The sequence below is a fragment of the Streptomyces misionensis genome, assembly GCF_900104815.1.
GTDB classification, from domain to species: Bacteria; Actinomycetota; Actinomycetes; order Streptomycetales; family Streptomycetaceae; genus Streptomyces; species Streptomyces misionensis.
The window spans coordinates 968,532-988,453 of the sequence record NZ_FNTD01000004.1 but is presented as its reverse complement, the minus strand read 5'-3'; the positions used below and the strand labels follow the sequence as shown (position 1 = coordinate 988,453).

The following is a 19,922-nucleotide window of genomic DNA, read 5'->3' as shown; positions in this document are numbered from 1 at the left end:
ATCAGGCGTCACCACCGGCCGGTCGGGGCAGCTCGACCACGACGAACGCATGACGCAGCGCGGCCGCCGGGTCCTCGCCCGCGGTCCCGCCGCCGGGCGGTGCGTTGCCCTCGGAACGGGCGGTGACCTCGATGTCCGCCAGGAGCGTGACGGCCTCTTCGCCGGTCCCCAGCCGCTCCAGGTGGACCGCGAGGGCCGAACGGAACAGGTCCGCCACGCCGTCCGCGCGTGCCTGCCCGCGCCGCAGCGCCTCGCCGAAGTGGGGGAGCCCGCCGCGCATGCCGTCCGCGTGGCCGACCACCGTGACCCTCGGCGGCGGGAAGCCCGCACGTACGTTCGCCAGCGACGCCCACGCCACCTCGGCGGCCAGCCGGTGCACCGTCTCCCGCTGCGCCCCCGTCGGCTCGGACGAGCCGTCCGCGAACTCGACGCTGCCGATGGTCAGCCGTTCACTGCGGTACGGCGCCGCCGGCGGGGCGGTGTGCGGCACGACGGGGGCCGTGACCTCGGGTTGCGCCTGCGTCTGTGTCCGGGGCTGTGTCTGCGTCCGGTTCTCGGTGGGCGTCTGCTGCCGCAGCGGGGTCCGGGGCGCCCGGGGCGACACCTCGGAGTGGTCCGCGCGGGCGTCGTGCACCGCGACCGTCGTACGGCGGCCCTGCTCCTGGTCGGCGCCCTTCGGCGGGCGCTCGGTGGTGACCGTGACGGGGAAGTCGGCCGCGGTCAGCCGCTGCCGGGGAGAACCGTGCTGGTAGTTGATGAGATACCGGTCCAGCCGGTCCCGCAGTTCCCCGTGCACGGCCTGCGCCCGCTGCTGCGCGGCGTCGGGCAGGGCACCGCCCAGCGTGGGGCGGCGGGCGTTGCCGCGCCCGGTCACCGTGATCCGGGGCAGCGGCAGCCCGTTGTGGTGGTTCCACAGCCCGGTCCGGGTCGCCAGCTCGGCCACGTAGTTGAGCTTGCGCCCCTCGTCCTTGCCGATCTGCCGGGAGCCCTCACGGAACCCGATGTCGATCTTCGGAAGCCGGTGACCGTGCACGATCACCGCGGTCAGCGGGTTGGCCTCGGCCGAGCGGTCCGAGGTGAGCAGGTCGGCGCTGACCTCGTGCATGGTCTCGCCGGGCCGCTGGGAGAACATCCGGAAGTGCCACAGGTCGCTGCCCTTGGCCAGCTCCGAAGCCTGCTTCATGCGCGCCTCGGCGGCCTTGAGCGCCTTGTCGAACTCCGCGGCGGCGCTCGCGTGCTCCGGGGTGCCCGGAGCCGCCCCGTCGACCTTCCGCCGGGCGTCCGCCGTCCTGGTCAGCGCGTCCACGAGGGCCAGATGCCGCTCCAGCCGCTTGACCCGCGCCTCGTCGGCGCCGGCCGCCCGCGCCTGGTCCAGCTCTTCGTCGATGGCCCGGTGCAGCCTCCGGAACCCGCCCGGGGTGCCGTGGCGCAGCGTCTCCGACACGGCCGTCTTCACGATGCTCGCGACGTGCGCGCGGCGGGCGAAGTTCTCCAGGGTGATCTGGTGCCTGCCGTCCTCGCTGGAGAGCACGACGGTGGCGAAGTGGTAGCCGTAGTGGCTGCCCTCCGGCTCGCCGGGCTTCGCGTAGTTGTGCGCCAGGCTCGGCAGGCCGTTCTCGTCCAGCGCGTTGATCGAGTGCACCAGGTAGGCCTCGCCGACCTTCGCCCAGGCGTGCTCGTTGATGCCGATCTCTCGCGCGGCGGCGGACAGCGCGTCGCGCCGCGGATTGACCAGCGGGTCGTAACTCAGCGCGCTGCCGTAGGACTTGCCCGGGGTCGGGCCGTCGCTCTCGGCGATGAGCCGGTCGTCCCGCCGCACCTGGTCGACGGCCCACGACGGGCCCAGCGGCCCGGTCGGCCGCTCGCCGTCGGCCACCAGCGAGAGGGACTCGGCGAGGTGGTGGATGCCGGTGACCTCGGTGCGGCCGAGGGCGTTGATCGGAGCCTTGTCCAGGCTCGTGCCGTCGGGGCCGCGGAAGACCACGTGCGAGGCGGGGGCGCCGCCCGAGACCATCTGGGCGAAGTCCCGGCAGATCTCCTCCTCCGACTTCCCGGAGCGGGTCAGGAACCGCGGTGTGACGCGCACCAGTTCACGATGCCCACCCTGGCCGTCGGCAACCCGCAGCGTGAGGTCCCCTGCCTCCAGCCGTACCAGGGAGCCCGCGAGCGCCAGCCGCCGGTTGGACGCCTCGATCGCCTCGGCAGTGGCGAACACCTGCTGGCCGTAGCCGCCCTCACGGTGCGCCAGCGACAGGTCCTGTGACACATGGAGCGGCGGGTGGTCCCCGACCAGCGTCCGCTGGTGCCCCTGGGAGGGCACCCACAACGAGGGCACGTCGCCCGAGCGGCCGTAGGCGAAGGTGGCGAAGTTCATGCCGGTGGGCTCTTCGAACAGCACCGTGCGGGGATCGGCCCCGATCACCTCGTAGTCGCTGGTCGTCAGCGGGCGGGCCCTCAGCCGGTCGAGCAGGTTCGCCGGTGCCAGGGCCGACTCGTGGCCGCCGGGGTGCGGCAGCAGCTTGCTCGCGTAGTCCGGGCCGGCGGGTTCGTGCTCCGGCGTCGGGGCTTCGTGTTCCGGCGTCGGGGAGCCGAAGCCGAAGTCGAACAGGTCCAACGGGCCGCGCGGGCCGCCCAGATGCAGCGCCCAGCCGCCGCTGCCGCCCGTCAGGTCGAGCAGTTCGTCACCGGTCCGCCAGTCGAGCACCGGGTGCACCTGCGAGTCGGTCGACCACACCGCCGTCCCGGCCCGGTCCGCGACCAGCCGCGCCAGCTCCTGGTCCTGCCCGTGCGAGACCACCAGCACGATGTCCTGGTCCGCGCCGCGCAGCGGGTCACGGGCCACCAGCTCGGCGAACTCGGCCTCGGACACCTGGACCGTACGCCCGTTCAGCCGCAGCGCCAGCCCGTCCGGGGTCCGGTCGGCGGCCGCCACGTAGGGGCTGCGCCACGGTGCCGTGTGCCGCGTCTGCTCCCCGTCGGAGCCGGTCGTGGTGTAGCGGGTGAGGTCCGACGGCACCGTGCGCGAGGCCGTCCAGTCGCGGCCCACGTGCGCCGAGCCGCCGTGCAGCAGGGTGTCGTCGCCCAGCGCCTGGTGCGTGGTGGCGAGGAAGTGCGCGCCGAGCGCGGCGGCGTCCCGCGTCGCCTCGGGACCGGCGAGCGCGGTGAGTTCCAGCAGATCCCGGTAGTCCTGCGCGGTGGGCGCGCCGTCGAGGTGGAGCACCTGCTCGGCCAGCACCTCGACGGGGGGCCGCTGTTCCGCGTCCGGCGTGACGTGTGCCAGGTCCATCGACTGGAGGGTCAGCAGGGCGTTGTGGACCCGGTCGTACCCGTCCTGGTCGAGGGTGTCGCCGTACAACTGGTCCAGCCAGTCGTACTCGCGCCTGCGGTCATCGGTGTACTCCGCCAGGATCTCCGCGTAGTCGAAGTCCTCCGAGTCCTCCTCCCCGGACCGCTCGTGGACGCCGTGCGGCACACGGGGGTCCCGGGTCCGCCCCTCCTGCTCCTGCTCCCCGTCGTGCCGTCCGGGATCGGTCACCGGGTCGACCCAGACGTGCCGCCGGGTCACCGGCGGGGCGGCCGCACGGGCCTCCTGCCAGCGCGGGTCCTGCGGGCCGAAGGCGGTGTGCGCCGCGTCGGCGCCGGGATGTACGACGGTCTCGGGTACGTCGCCGACGAGCGCCCCGAGCAGTTGGAGGTGCCGTCCGCGCAGCCCGCCCTGGGCGAGGCCGTCCGGCGCCGGCCGGTGGAAGTCGCCGAGCAGGCTGCCCGTCACCCCGGCCCGGCCCGGACCCTCGCCGTCGTCCTCCCGGTACTCGTCGCGCAACCCGAGCTGATGGCCCAACTCGTGCGCGTACGCGACCGGTTCGGCGTCCGGCCACCATGTGTGCTGGTCCATCGGGCGGTCGTGGCCCGCGAGGTCCACCACCAGATGGGGCTGGTCGTCCGCCGCCACGCGCTCCACCGTGACGTGCAGTCGGCTGCCGTCGGGCAGGCGGTGGCCGGGACCGTTGTAGAACTCCTCGGTCCCCTGGACCAGCCGTTGCCAGGCGGTCTCGGGGTCGTGCTCCGAACCGCCCCGGAAGGCGACCCGGACCGTCAGATCGGTGACGGCGGTGTCACCGGCGCGGAACACCCGCGCGTCGAAGGCGGAGCGCACCACGAAGCGGGGTGACTGGTCGCGGGGACGGCGCGGAGCGGCGCTGCCGGTGACGGACCCGGGTGCCTTCGGCGCCCTGGGGGCGACCTCGTCGTCGGCGACCGTCGTGGTGTGGCGCGTCGGCAACTGGGCGGCGTCGTAGTGGCTGTGGCCGTCGTAGTGCACGTCGACCGTGCGGCCGGTGTGTCCGGGGCCGGTCGTCTCCATGGTGGTCGTGCCGTCGGGCAGCAGCCGGAAGGTGCGCAGCCGGGTGCCGAGGGTGTGCGCCACCAGGGCGGGGAAGACCTCGCCCTCGTCGGTGTTCCAGGCGCCGTTGCCCGGCACCCAGTTCTCCACGGCCCGGACCAGCGCCTGGTGCTCGGCCGGCGTCAGCGGCTGGTGCAGCGAGGTGTCCACGACGGCGTCGACCAGGGACTCCTTGCTGTCGATGTGGTCGAGGCTCAGCGGCTCGCCGTGCGCGGTCAGATAGTCGAACTGGGCGTGCGGCGCCAGGGCGTCGTCGTGCAGGACCCAGTGGCCGAGCTTGTTCGTCGTCTCCGGGACCTCGGCCGCGGCGGCCTCGGCGGCGTCCCGCGGGGAGAGGTGGTGCGGTGCGCCCGTCAACTCGCGGGTGCGGGCCTCGATGTAGAGGGTGCGCAGGGCCCGCGGGTGGAGCCAGTCGGGTGACATGACACGGTCGACGCCGTAGCGCCCCAGCCGCGCGCGCAGTTCTGCGGGGCTTTCGGTACGCAGCTGCCGCTGGAGCCGGTCCACCTGGACGCGCCGGTACACCTCCGCGACCTCGCGCGGCAGTTCGTGCGCGGGGGTCGACCGCAGACCGTCCAGCACCATCCGGTGCAGGTTTCCGGCGGCCCGGCCCAAGGGGCTGTGCGGGTCGACGGCCGTCTGCTGCCGGGTGCCGATCTGCTGGAGGACGGCGTCGTGCTGGGCGCGCGCGTCCCGCGGGGTGCCGTTGTGCAGGGCGGCGGGCCAGTGCTCGGGCGGGGTGCTCGCGAGCACGGAGTACAGCAGGCAGCGGCCGTCGCCGGGGACCTTGAGGCGGGGCGGGGCCGGGGGCGCGGAGGAGGTGTCCTCGGACTCGTCGGGCCTCCGGTCCTGCTTCGGTGCCTCGGCGTCCTTGTCCTCGTGCTGCCGCTCGGGCTCGTGCTGCTCCTGCTGCTTCTGCCCGGAGTCCTCGGGGGGCTGTTTCTGGGTGTCGGTCGTGTCCTTGGGAGTCTGCTTCTCGGTTCCGGTCGTGTCCTTCGGGACCTGCTTCTCGGTCTCCTTCGGGTCCTCGGGAGTCTCCTTCGCCTCCCCTGAGGTCTTCGGGTCCTGCTGCTTCTCCCCGGTGGGCTCGGGGGGCCGGTGCGGTTCGGTGGGCTTCGAGGTCTGTGTCTGCCGCTTGTTCTCCTCCGGCGTCTTCTCCGGCTCCGTGACCGGGTCCTCGGTCTTCTTGGCCGTCCAGTAGTAGACGTGCCCGTCCGTGTGCGCCGTGTTCCCGTAGGTGCCGTTCTCGTCGTACTTCTGCGTGGACAGCCTGACCGGCTGCCGCATCAGCACCTGGGGGCCCTTGAGCGTGGCCTTGCCCGGCTCCGCGGCCGTCTTGCCGTGCGGCACGACCGGCGGGGGGAGGGTGCGGGTCGGCACACCCGGGGCGCGGGTCACCGGGGACTTGCTCTCGAAGGTCTGGTCCCGGTCCAGTTTCATGGCGTTGGTCGGCAACGGGACGATGACGTTCGGGTTCTTGGTGGTCACCGGGAACGCGAGGGGCGTCAGGTTCGCGTTGACGCCGTTGCTCGCGGTCGTGGCCGACTCGTGCTCGGTGGCGACGGTGATCTCGTCGCTGCCGTCGTCCCGGGTGGAGATCTCCTCCGCCTCCCCGGTGGGCTGGAGGCGGACCTCCAGCCCGGTCCTCCCGTCGCTGCCGAGCGGCACCGTGCGATAACCGCCGGCGGAGTCCTTGAGCTGGTGGAACACCGTGGGCAGGGTGCTCGGCCCCAGGGTGCGGCGCAGCGAGACCTGCTGCTCGAGCGGCAGGCGCTGCTCCTTCACCAGGGGGTTGGCGTCGTCCAGCCGGGGGTCGGAGACGAAGGAGGCGATCAGCTTCTGCGCCTCCTTGGGCGTCATGGCCCCGGCCCAGTGGCCGAGGGTGGAGGCGGCCGAACCCAGGCCCGAGGAGATGGCCGAGCCCGCCTTGCCCAGCATGCCGTCCCCCCAGGGCCGGGGCGTGGTGAGCACCGTTTGCGCCTGGTCGTACAGCCCGGTGTGGTTGTCGAAGCCCACCAGGTCGTGGGCCGAGTCCAGGGACGCCTGCCAGCGCTCCCGGTCCTCCTTGGAACCGGTGAGGGGCTGCAACTCGACGGTGTCGCCACCGTCGTGCGTCGTGGGCTGCGGTGTCTGCTCCTGCGTCTGCTGCGGCGTCTGCTGCTGGGTGTGCGGCTTCTGCTGGTGTGCGGCGGCCTGTTCGGCGGTCTCCGTCAGCGACTTGGGCACGTAGACGTGGACCCGCCACGACGGCTTCACCGGGCGGGGCTCGGCGAGGTTCACGAAGCGGCCGTACTCGGTGCGCTGGGTCACCGTGACCTCGAAGCGCATCGAGTTGCCGAACTTCACCGTGTCGCCGAACTTCGACGTCTTGTGGTCGACCTTGGTGGTGACGCCGGTCTCGGCGCTCTTGGTCCGGGTGCCCTCACCGCCCCCGGTCGGCGCCCAGGCCGCGCTGCCGAGTCCGCCCTTGCTCTCCTCCGCCTTGACGGCGGCGGCGTCCTGGCCGGGCTTCGGCTTGACGACCGGGGCGTAGGAGAGGCGGAGGTTGCCGTCGGCGCCCAGCGACCAGTTGTGCCCCGCGCTGCCCTTGACGGTCTGTGCGATGCCCACCTTGCGGGTGGTGTCCCCGGTGGAGTGGTCGCCCTCGTCGGTCCACTTCCCCTCGGGGATGCCGCGGACCAGCACCTCGGTGATCACCCGCTGGGTGCGGGACTCGTGCACGTGGTAGTCGAGGATGCCCCGGCCCACCAGGTCCTCGTAGTTGGCCGACAGGTTCTCCGGGGAGAAGGTGTCCGCGAACGGCAGCGCCGCCTCCGGCACGGGGGCGACCTGGTCCAGCTTGCGGATCTGCCGGTCGATCTCGCCGAGGATCTCGTCCGACTTGGGGATCTCGGCGGTGGCGCCGCCCAGCAGCCCCTTGGCGAGCAGCGGCGCCTGCCGGGTCCCCGGCTGGGTCGTCCCGCTCCCGGTCCCGTCGCCGAGCTTGCGCACGTCGTCGTCGGACAGCAGCACCAGCACCCGGTGCTTGCCGGTCTGCGGCTCCCCGAGGAAGACGTTGCCCTTGGCGTCGGTGACCCTGCCCTGCACGGTGACGTCCGCGTCGGCCTCGTACACGTGCCAGGTGCCCTTGTACGCGGCCTTGCGGGAGGTCGTCATCTTGTGCTTGACGTTCTCGCCGGTGTTCTGGCCGGCGCCGCCCTTGCCCTTGACGCCGCCGCGCGCCTGGAAGGACGCGTCGGGGCTGTCCTTGGACGGGAAGCGGCCGACGTCGAAGCCGAGTCCCGCCTTGAACGCGACCGTGTTCTTGTCCGCGACCTGGGTGGACACGCTGGTCTTGGTCTCGATCTCCAGCTTGCCCACGCCGGGCAGCGTCTCGCGGAACCGGAAGTTGCTCAGCCCGGTGCGCGTGGACAGCCCGACGGTGTCCCGGTTGCGGCCCGAACCCACCTGTTCATCACCGCTGTTGGCCCAGCCGCCGTGCGAGGCGGAGACCAGGGACCGCAGGTGCTCCGCGTCGGTGAGCCCGTCCAGGGCGTCCTTCAGCTCGGGCACCCGGGTGTTCCCCAAGGGGCCCGTCTTCTTCTGGAAGGCGCTGGTCAGGGACTTCTGCGCCTGGTCCCGGAACTCCTCGGAGCCGGTGACGAACCGGACGGAGTGGCGCTGCGGCAGCGTGTCCAGGGTGGGGATGGTCCGCGGCGGCGGGGTGGTGTCGTCGGTCGTCTTCGGCGGGCGCGCGACCTCGACGGTGAGCGGGCCTTCGGGCCGCACCGGCTTGATCCGCTGCATGTGTGCCGAGGGCGCCTCGGTCGACAGCCGCGTGGTCGGCTGCTTGGGGTCCTCGACGCCGACCATCACCTTGAACGTCACCGGGTGCGCGTAGACGTCGGCGTCCGCCTCCAGGGAGAACTGCCGCTTCACCTCGGTCTCGGTGCCCATGGTGAGCCCGTGCGAGGGGTTGTGGGCGGTGATGTCGAGGCTGCCCATGGTGAAGCCGCGCGTGACGTCCGGGTGGTCCAGCGAACTGCGCACGTTCCCGGCGAGGTTGACGACGTGCTTGGAGCTGCGGGTGACGGACTTGTCGGCACCGGTGGTGCGGGTGCCGGACGTCTTCGTCGTCGACTTGCCGGAGCCCACGTGATCGCCCTTGGCCGGCTCGGCTTTGATCACGATCTCGTGGTTCTTGCCCGAAAGCCCCGGCAGATGGGAGCCCTTCAGGGTGATCCGGTAGGTGCCGTCCAGCAGCTTCGGCGCCGCGCCGCGCAGCCGGGAGGGGGCGAGCTGCCGGCGCAGGTCACGCAGGTTGTCCCAGGCCTCGGGGGTGACGCGCGGATGGTTCGGGGCCGTGGGGTCCGCGTGGATCGCGCCGGGCGGCGGCAGCACGCCGGGGTGGTTCTGGTGCATTTCGAGCACGATGTGGTCCTCCAGCTCCGTCGAGCCGGGGACGTGGAGGAACGTGGTGCGCGGGGCCGCGACCGGGTCGGTGAGCCGGGTGGGTTCGAGGGACGGCTGCCGGTCGGTCGTGGCCGGGGCGGTCAGGTCGTGCGGGACCGCGCGCAGCACCTCGCCGTGCTGCGGGTCGATGGTGAGGACGACATCGCCGTTCGGCCGGACCGGCGGCTGCTCGGACGGCGGCGGGGAGTGGTCGCCGATCGCCGTGGTGGTGGTGCCGTGCAGCCCGTCGCGGCCCGGCTGGAAGTGGTGCCGCACCAGCTGGACGCGCAACCGCGCCTGGGTGGCGACCAGGTCGGCCTTGCCGGTCTGCTCGTGGCTGGACTCGCTGCCGACGGCGTTCTTGCCCTTGGTGCCGTGGGCGAGGTTGCTGGAGCCGGTGTAGCCGGCGGTGCCGGTCAGCCAGGTGGACCGCGAGCTGTCCTGCGCCTTCCACACCTCTCCGGTGGCGCCGCCGCTGAGCCCCAGCGACCAGGAGCTGTTCTCCGTGCGGTTCTGCCCGTGCTCGCCCGACGACTTCGAGCCCACGGTGGCCTTTTCGTCCACGGTGTGCAGGGCCTGAGAGCCGTCCGGCTCGACCGTCAGAACCAGATGGGCCTTGCTGCCGTCGCTCAGCGTCAGCGTCTTCGACAGCAGCCCCTTGCCCGAGGCGTGCTCGAACTCGTTGAGGACGTTGGAGGGTTGGAAGAAGTCCTCGATGTCCTGGTGCGCGGTGCCGTCCGGGCGGCCCTCGTGCGGCAGCGCCTCGTAGACGGCGTCGCGGGCCGAGTTCAGCCCCGTGATCGACACGGGGTGGCCGGAGGCGGGCTTCTTCGCGTTCGTGCCGGTGCCGGTATCGGTTCCGATGCCGGTGTCGTTCGTCCGGGCGGGGTCCCAGCCCTGCCAGGTGCGCGGCCGGCCCGTGGCCAGGTCCTGCGGGCGGGGCACGTCGGCGCGGACCTGGCCCTTGATGGCGTCGTCCGTGCCCGGGGCGTGCAGCGTGGTGCCCTCGGGGTCCGTGACCTTCACCGTGTAGGTGAACTCGGAGGTGTAGCTGTCGGTCTTGCCGGTGAAGGCGAACTGGTTCGCCGTCTGCGTCGAGGACTTGACCGTGGTCTCGCGGCCGTGGGTGGCGCCGCCCAGCTTCACGGAGGGGGCGACCAGGGCGGACAGCTGGGGGTTGACGGGTCGGACGATCGTCGGCCCCAGCTCCAGGCCTGCCTCGGAGGAGGTCATCTCCGTCTTGCGCGGGGTGGACTCGTGCGTCGACTCGACGGGCACGTCGAAGCCCTCGCCGTCGTTGTCCTTGGCCGCGTCGGTCTTCGGGTCCAGCCGCCAGGCGGAGGCGGTCGCCCCCACCTCGACCTCGTACGGCCTGCCGCCCACGTGCACGGTGAACCGCCAGCCGCCGTTGACCATCTGGCCGTGCTGCTTGCGGAAGTTGGCGGGGTCGAGGGCCGCGTCCAGGCGCTGGGTGACGGACGTGTCCCCGGCGTGGTCGCGCAGCAGGGCCTCGATCCGGGCGCGTACCGCGTCTGGGCCAGGCTCCTCGGTGATCTTCTTCCCGGCGAGGGTGTCCCGGTGCCGCCCGTCCAGCTCCGGGTCGGGCTCCTTGGCCGGGGGCTCGGGGGGCTTCTGCTCCTGCTCGTCCTTGGGGGTGACGGCGGGGTCCTTCCGGTCCTCTTGGCCCTTCCCGTCCTCCTGGCCGTCCTTGTCCTTGCGCTCCTCCTGCTCCTTCTGCTCCTCGTGCTTCTCCGGGTCCTGCGGCTTCTGCTCCTTCTGGTCCTGCTCCTCCTCCTGCTTCTGCTGCTGTTCCTTGGGCTCCTGGGGCTCCTGCCGGACCTCGCCGTCGTCCTTCTGCTGGTGCTCGTCCTTCGGCTTGTCCTCTTGTTTCTGCTGAACCTCGTCCTTCTGGTCGCCCTTGTCCTTGTCCTTGTCCGCGTCCCGGTCCTGGCCGGCCTGGTTGTCGTCCTCGCCCTGCTTCGGCGGCTCGGACGTCTGCGTGTCCTCGTGCGGGTGCGGGGTCACCGGTTCGGGCTGCCGGGTGGGGTCGGACACCGGGTCCACCCACGTGTGCGTCCGCGGGACCGGCTGGGCCCCGGCGCGCGACTGCCGCCAGGCCGGGTCCTGCGTCGGGTCGTCGTACTGCTGCCGCGTGCCCTGCTGCCCGGTGGTGGACTCGGGCAGCTTCGGCGGGACCGCCTCGCCGGTCAGGTCCTGGGGGTGCGCCGCCGTCAGGTGGTCGCCGCCGTGGCCCTGCCGGGCGAGCAGGTCGTCGTGGCCGGCCGTGAGGGCGCCCAGCAGCCGCAGGTGGCGGTCGCGCAGCCCGCCGGGGGTCAGACCCTCGTGCTCCGGGGCCCGGTGGACGTCGCCCAGCAGGCTGCCGAGGATGTGCGGCCGCTGCGGCGCGGTCTCGTCGGCGTACTCGTCGCGCAGCCCCAACTGGTGCGAGATCTCGTGCGCGTACTCGACCGGCTTGGCCCCCGGCGTCCAGTTGCGCTGGTCCATGCCCTGGTCCGGGTCCACCAGGTTGACGGTCAGATGGGGCTTGTCGTCGGCGCCGACGCGTTCGACGGTGACGTGCAGCCGGTCACCGTTGGGCAGCGTGTACTTCGGGTCGTTGAAGTACTGCTTGACCCCCTCCTGCGCCCTGCGCCAGACGTCCTCGGCGTCGTGCGATCCCGAGCCGTCGTCCTTCAGCGCCACGCGCACCGTCAGCTCGGTGTACGGCGTGTCGCCGACGGTGAAGCGCCGCTGGTCGAAGCCGGAGCGCACCACGTAGCGCGGGGTCCGGTCCACCCGCATCCGGGGCGGCCCCGAGGGGCCGCCGGTACCGGCCGCGTGGCGCAGGTCGTCCAGGTCCCTGGTGCTGGGGACCGGGTGGTTGGCCGGGTGGGTCGGGTCCTCGACCGGGGTGTCCTGGTGGGCGACGAGCTGCTGGTCCTCCTGGACCTGCCCGTGGCTCCCGTGACTCTCCGAGGGGGGCTGCGTCGTGGCCTGCTCGTCGGAGTCGGCGCGGGGGACGTGGGTGTCCTGCACCGGAACCCGGAGCGGCCCGCCACCGCCGGAAGTCCCGTGCGGCACAGGCGCGTTGTGCTGCGGGGGCGTGCTGTCCTCGACGACCGGCGGCTGCTCGTCGGACCCGGTGGTGATGCGGTCGAGGTGACCGGGGGACTCGGCGGTGGCGGTCGGCCGCGCCAGCTCCTGCCGCAGTCCGCCGGTGCGCTCGTCGTACGTCAGGTGCGAGGACAGCTCGTCGCGGGTGTCCTCGATCCGGCGTGCGGTGTCATCGGGGTCACCGGAGTGCAGGCCCAGCAACTGCTCGGCATGCCGGTTCCGCAACTCCTCGATGCGTGCGGTCAGTTCGCGCACCCGGTCCTGTCGGTCCAGCTCGCGTTGCCGCAGGTGCTGTTCGAGCTTGTCGAGGGCGTCCTTGGCCTCAGGCTCGGTGGCCGCGTCCCGGGCGCGGGCGCGCAGCTCGGCGGCGCGCGGATCGTTCTCGCCGTCGTGCAGGGCGTCGAGGCGTTCGCGCAGTTCGCGCTCGGAGGGCCGGTCCTCGGTGTCGTCCGACGTGAGCCGGTCCAGGCGCTGTTGGAGCTGCTGGTCCACCCGGTACTCGTGCAGCTCGCGCAGCGCCCGGTCGGCCTCCTCCGGAGAGTCCGCCCGGTCCACCCGGTCGCGCAGATCGCGTTCGTGGTCGTCCGCGCCGTCGTTCAGGGCGTCGAGACGCCGGCGCAGATCCTCCTCGCTGCCGGGCTCCGGGCGCCGATCCGTTGTCGGCTCGTCCGACGTGAGCCGGTCGAGGCGCTCTTGCAGCTCCTGGTCCCGGCGGTGCTCCTCCAGGTCCCGCAGGGCGAGGTCCGCCTCCTCGGGCGTCCTGGCGTGGTCGAGGCGCTCGTACAGCGCCGCCGTCTCGGGGTCCGGGTCCGTGGAGGTGCGCAACCTGGCCAGCCTGTCGCGCAGTTCGGCGTCCTGGCGCGCCTCGTCCAGCCGGGCGCGCAGCCGGTCGGCGGTGGACCCGTCGGTGGTCAGCGCGAGCCGCTGCCGCAGGTCCTCCACCTCCCGGTGGAACGGGCGGGGGGCGTCCCGCCCGGTCAGCGCCTCGGCGGGGACATGGCTCTCCACGTACGCCGAGTACTCGTTGAGCCGGCTGTCCAGCAGCTCGGAGTCGCCCGAACGGTGGGCCTGTTCGACCGCGTCGACCTTGCTCTGCCACTCCTCCTTGGAACCGGTGAGGTTCGTCAGCCGGTCGAAGCCGCCCCGCGCGTGCTCGTGGAACGCCTCGTAACGCTGGTCGACGGTGCGCGTTTCGACATGGTCGCGGAAGGCCGTCAGGTGCTCCCCGGCGCGCTCCCAGTCACCGGACGCGACGGCCTCCCGCACCGCCCGGGCGTACGCGGTGCGGTCGGCCTCGGACATGCCCGCCGTACGCGCGGCCCGGTCGAGGTCCGTCAGACGCTGCCGTACCCCGGCGTCCGGCGACACGGGCCGGGTCGTCGGCGGCGTCGGCGCCTCGTGCAGCGGCCCCGGCGGGCCCGGGTCGTGCGTGGGCACCACGATGCCGTCCAACCGGGTCAGCTGCTCGGTGACATGGGCCGAGGAGCCGTCCTCGACGGCCTCCGGGTGCGGGGTCGTACCGGGCTGGTGCCGGGGGACCTCCGGGAAGGAGGGCAGGTGCGCGCCGTCGGTGGGGTGCGGGGCGGGGGGCGTCGCGGTCCGGTGCTGCTGGGGGGCCGTGGTGTTCTCGGTGGCGGGCGCCTGGGAGCGGGGTGCGCGAGGGGCGACCTCGTGCTGCGCGGGGTGGCTGGTGGTGGAGTGGCCGGTGGTGGCCGTCGGGCGCGTCTGGGTGGACTCCTGGTGCGGGGTGGACTCCGTCTCCGGACGCGAGGTGGACGACGACTGGAGGCCGTGGACCGGGTTGGGGGCGCCCGTGGACTCGGTCGGCGGACGGCCGCCTTCCGCCACCGGCGTCTGCGACCGGCCCGGCCCTGTGCTCGGCTGCGGAGTATTGCCGACGGCGTGGGGGCTCTGCGGGCTCTGGGTGGTGGCGGGTGCCTTGGCCGTGGGCTGCGGCTGGTTGGCGGTGGTCTGGGGCGGCGGCTGGTGCGTCGCGGTCGTCTGCGGCTGCGGCCGGCCGACGGTGGTGGCCGCGGGCTCGGGCTGACCGGTGGTGGTCTGGGTCTCGGGGTGCTGGTCCGCGGTGACCTGGGGGGCCGGCTGGTTGGTCGTGTCCGTGATCTGGGGTGCGGGGTGGTTCGTCGTCTCCGTGACCTGCGGCGCGGCGTGGTGGGGCGGGTCCGTGACCTGGTGCCCGCCCGTCGTGATGTCCGTGGCCGTGCCGTGGCCGCCGTCGTGCGTGGTCTCGAAGCCGGGCAGCCCGCCGGAGTGCCCCTGTTGGCCGGTTACGGCGATGTGCGCGGGGGGCGCGGTCTCGGTGGAGATGTGCGGAGTCGTGACGGTCTTCTGACCGCTGCCGGTGGTGTGGCCCTCGGACTCGGTGACCGGGAGGTGTTTGGTGGAGTGCGAGGAGCCGCTGCCCCGAGCGGAGTTCTGGCCGGAGGTCTGTTTGGCGCCGACGGCACTCGTCGTGGCCGTACCGCTGCCGCTCGTCCGGCCGTGGTTGGTGCTCCCGGTGCTCCCGGTGCTCCCGGTGCTCCCGGTGCTCGTGTGGCCCGTGACGTCCCCGATCGTGCCGACGGTGTCGATGCCGTTGCCCTTGCCGGAGCCGGAGCCCGTGCCCTTCTCCAGGTCACCGGTGCTCAGGTTCTCCGTGCTCGGCAGGTCCGGGCCGCCGCCCCCGGAGGGCGGCTTGGGGAGGTGGAGGTCGGGCGTGGACGGCAGGTGGAGGTCCGGGGTGTGGACCTCGGTGTGCTCACCGCCGCCGAACCTGCGCCTGCCCCCGCCGCCGCCCATCGCGCCGATGATGCCCGAGGTCAGCGCGGCGCCCATGTCGTTCTCGCCGCCGAAGATCTCCGACATCACCTCGGTGGTGACGAGGCTGGAGGCACCGCCGATGAGGCCCTTGCCGATCAGCGTGGACGCGAACTTCGGCGCCACCACCGAGCCCGCGCCCGAGAAGAGGCCGCCGATCGCACCGCCGATGGCGCCGCCCTCCAGGGCCTGGAGCGTGGCGTCGGTGTCCCACTTGGTGCGGTCGCCCTTGAGGAACTGGATCCCCTGGATCACCGCGTCCATGCCGACCATGAAGCCGACACCCGTGGCGATCGAGATCAGCAGCCGCTTCAGCAGCATCTTCACGATCGCCCGCACGCCGGTGACCAGCGCCGGGATCGCCTCGGGCGCCCAGAAGGCCAGTTCGGCGATCTCCACCGCCAGCCAGACCAGCTGCGCGATGATCATGTACTTGGCGTACTCGACCTGCAACCCCGTGTTTCTGCCCAGGTCGCCCAACTGCCCGGCCGCCTCGGCCATGTCGGGGATGTTGGACTTCAACTGCTGGGTGAAGTTGGCGAACTCGTCGGCCACCTCGCCGCCGATGCTGTTCAGCACACCGCTGGTCGCGGGATCGATCTCGCGGCTGATGGCGGTGAGCTGGCGCGCGGCGTCGTCCCACGCCGCGCCCAGGCTGCGCAGCTTGTCCTCGTCGCCCTTCGGCCATTCCTGTCCGACGGCCAGCTTGGCGACCCAACCGAGTTCCGGGGGCAGTTCGATGCTCATGGCTTGGTGTTCTTCACCCGCGTCTCGGGCTTGGCCTCGGTCGAGGTGCGCAGGCGCCGGGTGGCCTCGATGTTCTGGTCCTCCATGCGTTCGAGATTGACGGCCATGGTCCGGATGCCGTCGTGCATGCTGTCGACCAACTCGCCCATCTGCCCGGTGCTTTCGATGATCTGCGTCCTGGGCGTGGCGTACTGCGAGTAGAACTGCCTGCCGGTGGCGTCGTCGCCCCAGCACTCGCCCAGCTCGCCGAGCCTGCCCTCCAGGCTCTTGCCGATGTCCCGGAACCGCGCCGCCAGTTGCTGCACGTACGGCAGCTGGTTGCGCAGCCCGTCGGTGTCGACGTAGAACTCGCCGTCAGCCATGCGTTCCTCCAGAGATCCCGTGGTGGTGGCGGGGTGCGTCGTCCGGCGTCACCGGGCGTCCCCGCGGCGTACGTCCGGACGCCCCTCGGCGATGTAGTCGCGCACCTCGGCGGGCATGCCCGGCTCCTCGGCCAGCAGCTCCGTGGCGTCGACCCGGCCCTCCAGCAGATCGGTGATCCTGACCCCCGCGGGCAGGCCCTGGGAGCTGACCTCCGCCACCGCCTCCAGCGCGTTGGCGCGGGCCTGGCGGATGGTGGTGAGCAGCGCCTCGGACAGCTCCTTCGGGGCCATGCGGTGGTACGCGCCGGTGGGGAACTCGATCGCGGTGACCTCGCCCTGCGCGTTCACGGTCGCCTTGACGGTCTGCCGGGGCGCGGTCGCCGTGCCGGTCACCTCGTTGATCCGGCGCCGCGCCTCGGCGGCCTCCGCGCGCTGTTTGCGGTACAGCGCCAGCAGGTCCTCTATCTCCTGGTCGTAGGGGCTGCTCACGTGAGTCTCCTTGCGTCGTGCGAGGGGGCGGCGGGCGCGGCGCCCGGGTGGGGGCGCCGCGTGCCGGGACGGAGCCGCGCGGGGGGCGGCTGCCGGGTGGCGGACGGTTGCGGCGGTGTCACAGCACCGCCCCGGAGCCGTCGGACGCCGTCGAACCCCAGGTGTCGCCGTCCTGGACCAGCAGGTCGGCGATGCCCCGGCTCGGCTGTTCCGCCTCCGCCTCGTCCTCCGGCTCCTCCACCGGTTCCTGCGGGGGGAGTTCGGCGGTCAGCTCCGAGGGGTCGCCGGTGAACGAGCGCAGCGGCACGGCCGGGACGACGGCCTCCCCCGGGGCCGCGGGCGCCGACCGGTTGGGGCGCCACGTGGACAGCCGGGGACCGTCCGCTTCCCGCGCCGCCTCGGCGGCGGCCCCGCCGGACCAGGTGCTCGCGTCCTCCGTCGCGTAGCCGGGCGCCTGGACCTCCTGCTCGTCCTCGGTCGGCACCGACCACAGCAGCGGCACGAAAGACGCCCCCGCGCTGTCCCAGGCCGCCGTGTCCTCCGCGTCCGGCTCGGCGGCGGGCGCCAACGCCACGTGGTCGTTGGGGAGTTCGGCGTCGTAGGTGTCGTCGGCGACGAGGTGCCCCGGTGCCGCCGGCTCCTCGCCACCCCCGTCCTCCGGGGTCTCGGCGGCGGGCCGCTCCTCGTCCCGGCCGCCGCCCGTCGGCAGCACGACCAGCGCAGCCCCGTCGTCCTCGTCCCGATGCCGGTGCCGGCGTTCGCCGGACTGCTCCGCATCCGCGCCGAGCGCCGTCCCGGCCACGGCCGCCGCGGTGGCGCCCGCCGCCACGCCCAGCAGCGACGCGGGCAACGCGCCCTCGCCCAGGCCCTCCTGGGCTCCTACGACCGGACGCTCGCCGTCGGTCTCCGCCTCCGGCGTCCACGGCAGCGTGTCGGGGGCCAGCAGGCCCGAGGAGTCGGACCGCTCCTCCTGTGCCCCCGTGGGAGCGGCGCCGGTACCGGGCATCATGCCGGGCACCCCCGGACCGGCCTGACCCGCCACGGCCTCGCCCGCCACGACGGCGGCCGGCTCCCCGGCCTCCGCGGTCGCGACCTCCGCGGCGGGCGCCAGGGGCGCCGCCGTCGGCTCCGGAGCGATGGGCAGCCCGTCCGATCCGATCATCACACCCTCGGGGAGACCGGGCGCCGCCGCCTCCGCGGACCCGAGAGCCACGGGCAGACCGGCGAGACCCTCGCCGCCCGCGGCGGCACCCCCGAGAACCTCCTCGGAGACGTCCGGCTCGCCGCTCCACGCCTCGGCGTCGGGCTCCAGCAGCCCCGAGGAGTCGCTCCGGTCGGCACCCGCCTGGGCGGCCGGGCCGCCCTGGGCCATGCCCGGCATCATCGGCATGCCGCCCGGGCCCAGGGCCGCACCCGCTCCGGCCCCCTCGGCACCCGGCGTCGCCTCCTCGTCCAGCGGCAGGCCCAGCCCCTCGCCGCCCGCCGACGCACCGGCACCGCCGATCTCCCGCTCGACGTCGGGATCGCCGAGCCACGGCTCGGCCTCGCCGTCCAGGAGGCCGCGGGCGTCGCTGGGGTCCGGGGCGCCGTTCTGCTGGGCGCCGGCGCCGCCCATGGCCGCCGGGGACATGGGCATGCCGCCCATGCCGAGGCCGGTGGCGCCGGGGTACGCCTGCGCGTGCTGTTCGTCCAGTGGCAGGCCGAGGCCCTCGCCGCCCGCGTCGGCGCCGTGGCCGCCGACCTCGTCGCCCACCGCGGGGTCGCCGAGCCAGGGCTCGGCCTCGTTGTCGAGGAGGCCGCGGGAGTCGCTCGGGTCGGGGGCGCCGGTCTGGGGCATGCCACCCGCGCCGCCCATGCCGGGCATCATCGGCATGCCGCCCGTGCCGAAGCCGGTGGTGCCCATGCCTTCGTCGGTGCCGAGGGCGCCGGGGTACGCCTGGGCCTGCTGTTCGTCGAACGGCAGGGCGAGGCCGTCGCCGCCCGCGTCGGCGCCGTGGCCGCCGACCTCGTCGCCCACCGCGGGGTCGCCGAGCCAGGGCTCGGCCTCGTTGTCGAGGAGGCCGCGGGAGTCGCTCGGGTCGGGGGCGCCGGTCTGGGGCATGCCACCCGCGCCGCCCATGCCGGGCATCATCGGCATACCGCCCAGGCCGGTGCCCGCGTTGTCCCCTGTCGTGCCCGAACCGGGCGACGACTCCAGCGCGTCGTTCAGCATCGAGGGCGAGTCGAGGCCGTCCGGCAGGCCCGTCGTCTCCAGGCCGCCCGGGTACTGGGCCGGGGAGACGTCGCCAAGACCCTCGCCCGCGTTCAGATCGCCGGGGGCGCCGACGTCGGTGCTGCCGGGGAACTTCAGCGGAGCGCCGCCGCCCCACGTGGACGGGTCCTCGGTCAGGTTCGACAGCGGCGGGATCTTCCCGCCGCCGTTGACCGTGTCGGCGTTCGGGCTGAGGCCGGGGAACGCGGTGGGTGCGAGAGTCGGGGCGCCGCCGCCGAGGTCGCTGCCGCCCGGGAACGCGGTCGGGTTGAGCGCATGGTCCAGGGCGCTCGGGTCGAGGGTGTCGTTGCCGACGAGGTCGCTCGGCAGACCGTCCAGCCCGGGCCCGCTGCCGTCCAGCCCGGGCCCGCTGCCGTCCACGCCGGTGCCGAAGGAGTACGGCGTCGGCGAGGCGAGTGCGTCCATCGGGTCCATGACCGGCATCTCGGGCATCTCGGTGCCCGTGACGTCGGGGGCGGCGAACTGCTGCGGGTCCAGCGCGCTGACGTCGGGCAGGTTGCCGGGGTCGGTGAGATCGGGGTCGGTCAGGTCCGGGATGTCGTCCGGCACATCGGGGCTGTCGGTGGGGCTGGTCACCGGCGGAGGGGTGTGCACCGAGTCGATGGTGACCTGGTACTCGCCCGCGAGGCTCTTGAGCACCGCCCGCATGTCGTTGGTCATCATCTCGACCAGCTCGGGCTTCTCGTGGATCGGGATCAGACCGTTGCTCATCGGCTTGACGCCCATCTTCACGGCCTGGTTGGCGTACCAGCTGTCGATGTCCGCGATCTTGACCTGGGCGTTGTGCAGGTTGATCGAGTTGTCGGCGAGCTGCTGCGGCACCGAGTTGCCCGCCTCGCCGCCGGAGAGTACGTCCGCGGTCGCCTTCACCTGGCGGGAGAAGGTGTTGATCATATCGAGGAAGGCGTCCGCGGCGGCCCCCTTCCAGGGGCCGTTCTCCCCGGCCAGCGCGGTCGCCTGGTCGGCGAGGCTCTTGGCGATCCCGGTGAGCACCACCTGCGCGTTGAGGAAGTGACCGGCCGCGTCCATCAGGGACTGGGGGTCGGAGATGCCCTTGGCCCGCTCCACGTTGGAGTCGGAGGAGGTGCCGGCGGCCATGCCGTTGATCGCCGCCATGATCTGTTTCCAGTCCCACGAGTTGTAGTCCTGGATCGAGCCCGGATCGCTTCCGGGATCACCGAAGACACCGTCGTCGCTGTCCTTGAACCCGCCGGTGTTGTAGTCCGGGCTGCCCATGTGTGCCCCAGTCTCCTGCTCGCGCCGCTGTCAGGTCCCCGCCGTTCCCCGGCCG

At 73.3% G+C, this 19,922-nt stretch carries 4 protein-coding genes; all 4 read right to left on the bottom strand.

Annotated features, from left to right (window positions below; genetic code table 11):
- Position 1: 1 nt before the first annotated feature.
- The gene (locus tag BLW85_RS05990) at positions 2 to 15,508 is read right to left on the bottom strand and encodes a WXG100-like domain-containing protein (RefSeq protein WP_074991260.1); all 15,507 of its coding nucleotides are present in this window, start codon (positions 15,506 to 15,508) and stop codon (positions 2 to 4) included.
- Positions 15,505 to 15,870, bottom strand: a complete 366-nt coding sequence (locus BLW85_RS05985; RefSeq protein WP_070026589.1) for a WXG100 family type VII secretion target — start codon at positions 15,868 to 15,870, stop codon at positions 15,505 to 15,507. Before BLW85_RS05985 ends, BLW85_RS05990 begins: the two co-directional genes overlap by 4 nt.
- Positions 15,871 to 15,918: 48 nt before the next feature.
- A complete protein-coding gene (locus tag BLW85_RS05980; RefSeq protein ID WP_074991258.1) occupies positions 15,919 to 16,359 on the bottom strand; it encodes a YbaB/EbfC family nucleoid-associated protein in 441 nt (146 codons plus the stop codon).
- Positions 16,360 to 16,477: 118 nt separating this feature from the next.
- Positions 16,478 to 19,867, bottom strand: coding sequence for a WXG100 family type VII secretion target (locus BLW85_RS05975; RefSeq protein WP_074991256.1), 3,390 nt, complete (start codon positions 19,865 to 19,867; stop codon positions 16,478 to 16,480).
- Between the last annotated feature and the right edge of the window lie 55 nt (positions 19,868 to 19,922).

Coding starts and splice junctions, on each gene's coding strand:
- BLW85_RS05975 (WP_074991256.1), bottom strand. CDS start 19,867: ATGGGCAGCCCGGACTACAACACCGGCGGGTTCAAGGACAGCGACGAC.
- BLW85_RS05985 (WP_070026589.1), bottom strand. CDS start 15,870: ATGGCTGACGGCGAGTTCTACGTCGACACCGACGGGCTGCGCAACCAG.
- BLW85_RS05990 (WP_074991260.1), bottom strand. CDS start 15,508: ATGAGCATCGAACTGCCCCCGGAACTCGGTTGGGTCGCCAAGCTGGCC.